Here is a 3,330-nt window from a genome sequence, read left to right as displayed (position 1 = left end):
GCATGAAGTTCTCAGAGGTGAAATCAATAGCTGGGATATTAAAATAACGGCCAACGATCTCTCAGAAGCCGTACTTTCTGCGGCTCGGCGCGGCATATACAGTGAGTATGCCCTGCGCACCACGCCAAAGCCAATTATTGATGCCTACTTTGTCAAAGAAGACAATATATATAAAGTTAAGCCTGAGTTAAAAAATATCATTTCTTTTGGGCAGATAAACCTCAGTGACAAAGAGCAACTGAAGCGCGTTGAAAAATCGCAAATAGTTTTTTGCCGCAACGTGATCATTTATTTTGACGATGAAATGAAACGCAAGGTCATTAACGCATTCTATGACAACCTTGAAGTCAATGGAGCGCTACTCATCGGGCATTCAGAATCTTTGCATAATATCAGCCGAGCGTTTCAACTTGAGCATTTCAAAGGGACCATCGTCTATCGCAAGCTGGTATAGAGCACAGTATGTGCGCAAAGATTCTAGCCATTGCCAATCAGAAAGGAGGCGTGGGAAAAACCACGACCTCTGTTAACCTGGGTTGTGCGCTGTCTCGCATGGACAAAAAGGTACTGCTGCTTGACCTTGACCCCCATGCCTGCGCCACCCTGCACGCCAGGATATACCCCGAGGAAGTGCAATACAGTTTGCACGATCTTTTCCTGGCTCCTGATGAAGGCTGGTCCACGCTATGGCCTCTATTGCTGCGAACTCAAGCTTTGCACGGCATGGATGTAGCTCCTGGTTGCATCCGCTTGTCAGAGCTTGAGGTTGATTTTAAAGATCGAAGCGGCAAGGGAAGCGTGCTGTCCAGAAGTTTACAGACTGTAAGCAGCGACTATGACTTTATTATTTTAGATTGCCCGCCACACGTGGGAATACTCCTCGTAAATGCTCTGGTAGCGGCGGATTTATTGATAATTCCAATTCAAACCGATTTTTTGGCCTTGCATGGCTTAAAACTTCTGTTTGATACATTGCACACATTGAACAAGGCGCTTGGCAGACCTATTTTGTACCGGGCTCTACCCACCATGTATGACAAGCGCGCCAAAGCCTGCACCAGAGTATTGGAACTCATGCAGCGAAAAATGGAGCATGCCATGTTCAGCACGATCATCGGCATTGATACACATTTTCGTGAAGCAAGTGCTCAAGGATGCAGCATTTATGATATTAATCAAAACTCCCGTGGGGCACGCTGTTATGAGGCCCTGGCTCAGGAAGTGTTATGCCTATGGTAAAAACGCCTGAAGAATATTTTTCCAACCAGTGCTTTGCTCCCCCTGTCCAAAGAGAAACAACACCTTCACTCAGCGCTGCTGAACGGGCCTTTGTGCAAAAGTATCTTGGTGACGATGCCATTGCGAACCTGACAGTACAGGCTCCGCAGGTAGTTATTGCTTCGCCGTCAAGCCCTTCTGCAGGAACCGCTCCCGCTGGAAGCACGTTTGAACATACCGAGAGCAAGGTAAAACCGACAATCCCCTTGAAGACACTGCTGCTTTCGCAACCTGCGGTACAAATGGTTTCCTTCTATGTGCGCGAACAAATTTTTCTTTTACCGGTGCCGGTAATTATTGAAGTTTTGCGACACATGCCACTCACCCGGCTGCCTATGGCTCCATCTTTTGTAGCTGGCGTTGTGAATCTGCGCGGGCGGGTAACCCCGTTACTTCATCTTGATGCCTTGCTGACGCTTGATCAGCAACATCGCTACACGCCGCAGAGCTTTATTGTAGTGTGCGGCAGTGAACAAATGCAGCTTGGGCTTATTGTTGATAAAATTCATACTATGTATCTGCTGGATCAGTCGAAAATCAACTGGAACGCTGAAGCTCAATTGGGGTCCAGCGCAGACCTGCTTTGTGGACTCGCCGAAATAAACGACCACCTGCATGGCATTGTTGACCCTGAAATGATTGTAGAAAAACTTCTGGAATTTTAACCCTAAGAAGTATTTATAAAATCAGTTGCTTGCAAAAACTATAAATAACCTCTAAACATTTTGAAATTTTTTAAAACAAATTCGCAAACTCAAGCTGCGATAAGTTCTTAGGCTCCCTTTCGGGGCCCAACTGAAATGGGTACTGAATGCGCTCCCGGCAGCACGCGGCTGCTTTTCAAGCAGCCGAATAACAGGTCATGCCGCTTTTTCTGAATGACGGCTGGCAACATCTGACGGACAGGGACAGAAATTATGAAAAAACATATCATGGTCGTCGATGACTCAAAGACCATCCGTAACCTGGTGGCCTTTGTACTAAAAGGGGAAGGTTTCAAGGTCAGCACTGCTGAAGATGGCCTTGATGCCATTGAAAAACTCTACAGCCTTGATCCGGTGGATTTGATCGTTTCGGATGTCAATATGCCACGCATGGATGGATTTACTTTTATTAAAACCATTCGCGCTCAGGAAGCCTACAAGGATATTCCTATCATTGTGCTTTCCACTGAAGGGCAAGAAAAAGATATACAGACGGGCATGAGCCTCGGAGCCAACCTTTATATGGTGAAACCAGCCCAGCCGGAAAAAATGGTTCGCAATATAAAGATGCTCTTGGGTTAGCCGATAAGAAAGACAGTATTACCCATTTGGGTACAGCGCTTTCAGTCAAGCAAGGGTATGGAGTATGAGCCAGGATTTTTTTGACCCAGAATTATTCGCCGACTTCATTACAGAAGCCAAAGAACACCTCGAGACAATTGAGCCCAATCTGCTGGAGCTCGAAAAAGCTCCTGGAAATCTGGCCCTGCTCAATGATATCTTTCGTCCTATGCACTCCCTCAAGGGCGCCTCAGGCTTTCTTGGGCTGAACCGTATCAATCAGATCGCCCACAAGGCTGAAAACATCCTTGATGAACTGCGAAAGGGCAGCATGGTTGTGACGCCTGAGATTATGGATGTCATTCTGGCCTCCACAGACGTCCTGCGCCAGATGATTGATAATCTTGAGAGCAGTAATTCGGAAGGCGATGTTGAGGCTGGCCACATTATGGCTCAAATAGACGCCATTATGGCTGGGGAAAGCCCCGCACCAAGCCAGCCCGCCGCTTCCACCCCCACTACGGAAATTTTTTCTACGCCAGTTGACAATGCTGATGAGACTTCTGAAGTCCTACTTCAAGCCGAGTCTTTGCATGCAAATGATTCTGCTGATTCCTTCACTCCGGAATTGAAACAGGACCCGCCGGCCGATCTTTCCTCGAGATCGGATAATGACAGCGGTATGAGCGGCAAAGAATGGGTAAGCACGTTACCGACACGCCCGACATATGCTCTTACCGCTTTCGGAGAAGGGCATCTTAAAGATTTCATTGATGAATCCATTGAG

The 3,330-nt window shown here is 47.1% G+C and carries 5 protein-coding genes; all 5 read left to right on the top strand.

All coding sequences use genetic code 11. The annotated features are described in order from the left end of the window. A partial coding sequence (locus QM579_RS11860; RefSeq protein WP_414999349.1) for a CheR family methyltransferase occupies positions 1 to 454 on the top strand: 454 nt, incomplete at its 5' end. An 8-nt stretch (positions 455 to 462) separates the two neighbouring features. Further along, on the top strand, positions 463 to 1,239 hold the full coding sequence (locus QM579_RS11855; protein ID WP_414999348.1) for a ParA family protein: 777 nt from the start codon (positions 463 to 465) through the stop codon (positions 1,237 to 1,239). Beyond that, positions 1,227 to 1,943, top strand: a complete 717-nt coding sequence (locus QM579_RS11850) for a chemotaxis protein CheW (protein ID WP_414999347.1) — start codon at positions 1,227 to 1,229, stop codon at positions 1,941 to 1,943. The genes QM579_RS11855 and QM579_RS11850 overlap by 13 nt, the downstream gene beginning before the upstream one ends. Positions 1,944 to 2,195: 252 nt before the next feature. Beyond that, positions 2,196 to 2,564: a response regulator gene (locus tag QM579_RS11845; protein ID WP_183720014.1), complete on the top strand. Its 369-nt coding sequence runs from the start codon at positions 2,196 to 2,198 to the stop codon at positions 2,562 to 2,564. Positions 2,565 to 2,628: 64 nt separating this feature from the next. Next, positions 2,629 to 3,330 (top strand): Hpt domain-containing protein (locus QM579_RS11840; RefSeq protein WP_414999346.1); only part of this gene is annotated, 702 nt, incomplete at its 3' end.

This window comes from Desulfovibrio sp. (assembly GCF_047607245.1).
In the GTDB taxonomy this organism is placed as follows: domain Bacteria; phylum Desulfobacterota; class Desulfovibrionia; order Desulfovibrionales; family Desulfovibrionaceae; genus Desulfovibrio.
Note: the sequence above shows the minus strand (reverse complement) of the source record. Positions and strands in the feature narration are given on the sequence as shown.

What these genes read in the sequence shown, in the direction of transcription:
- QM579_RS11855 (WP_414999348.1), top strand. Translation starts at nt 463, where the DNA reads ATGTGCGCAAAGATTCTAGCCATTGCCAATCAGAAAGGAGGCGTGGGA.
- QM579_RS11850 (WP_414999347.1), top strand. Translation starts at nt 1,227, where the DNA reads ATGCCTATGGTAAAAACGCCTGAAGAATATTTTTCCAACCAGTGCTTT.
- QM579_RS11845 (WP_183720014.1), top strand. Translation starts at nt 2,196, where the DNA reads ATGAAAAAACATATCATGGTCGTCGATGACTCAAAGACCATCCGTAAC.